This is a genomic window from Vibrio sp. 779(2023) (genome assembly GCF_033344285.1).
In the GTDB taxonomy this organism is placed as follows: domain Bacteria; phylum Pseudomonadota; class Gammaproteobacteria; order Enterobacterales; family Vibrionaceae; genus Vibrio; species Vibrio alginolyticus.
The window spans coordinates 1-1,228 of sequence record NZ_JAWPOM010000147.1; the positions used below are offsets into that span (position 1 = coordinate 1).

Annotated in this window: 1 pseudogene; it reads left to right on the forward strand. The window is 45.0% G+C overall.

Annotation, left to right across the window (positions count from 1 at the left end):
• Nucleotides 1-371: 371 nt before the first annotated feature.
• Nucleotides 372-1,228 (forward strand): annotated as a pseudogene (locus R8O70_RS25635) (peptidase M6); the annotation flags it as partial.

A 1,228-nucleotide genomic window follows, 5' to 3' on the forward strand; every position in this document is an offset into this window, starting at 1 on the left:
GACGCTCGCATATATGTTAGCGAGACCAGAACCAACCTTGATTAAGTACCCAGAAGACACGGTTCTTACTGGATGATTTGTCAGTAATAAGCAAAATGAACGTAAAATAACGCTTTGAATTTACAGTGATATTTTGACTTTTTTGAGCGTCGATTGGTCATCGGCGCTCAAACATTTATAAATAACGTGGTCTTTTGCTCAAATTTTCTTTTTGATCCCCTTGTCAGCATTCCCTTATCCTTTCATTTCTGTACCATTCATTCACTTAATTTATATCTAATGCGTAAATAACCATCAGGTAACCGCTCATTAAATTGATGGGTATCTGAGTTCGTTTTACGCATGGTGAATTGAAAAGATGGAGCCGTACTTTGAAATTCCACACCCTTGCCTTGACCATGCTGACTGCACTTGTTGCCGGAAACAGTATGGCAACGACCCCACCATCGCCAATTTGGCATCCGATCACGCTGAGTGACGGAAGCAATAGCGAGGCGATTTTACGCGGAACTGCTGATTTCCATTGGTTTGAAGACAAACAAGGCAATGCTTTGATTCAGGAAGATGGCGTTTGGTTTTTTGCCCAGATCCAGCGTAATTCAGACTCCCCTGAGTTGCTCTCGACTGGTATTGAGAAAACCCAATCCAGTGATGCGCCTGATTCAGCGAAGTTTCGTCCTGACGTGCAAGTTAAGCCGGAGCTGTCTTCGTTAAAAGCGATTGAACCTATGGCTCGCCAAAACTTATTGCGCACGGCACAAGGTTATCAGGCGATGAGCAGCTCGAGCGTGAAACAGCAGCCTTTGTTGGTTGTGCAGGTTTCTTTTAACGATCAAGCGATGGTGCACAATTTCGAGCAACGTGTTTTCGACACGAATGGCCAAAGCGTTGTGGATTACTTTGATAAAAACTCTCAAGGTAAATTCAAAGTCGTCCCAGCTATCGAGAGTTACGGCACCGCGAATGATGGTGTGATCAATGTGTCCGTGGCACAAAGCCACCCAAATTGTCACTCTAGTTCTAGCGACACCACATGTACGGCCAAGCTGAACGCCGTGTTTACAGAGGCCTACCAAAAACTGGATCCGTACTTCAATCTTTCTGCTTACGACAGTAACCAAGATGGAACCGTTGAACCTTCAGAGTTGTCAGTGATGTTTATCTTTGCTGGTGGCGACCGTTCAACCGGATTCCTTGACCGTCCTGCTATCTGGCCACACAAATTCTC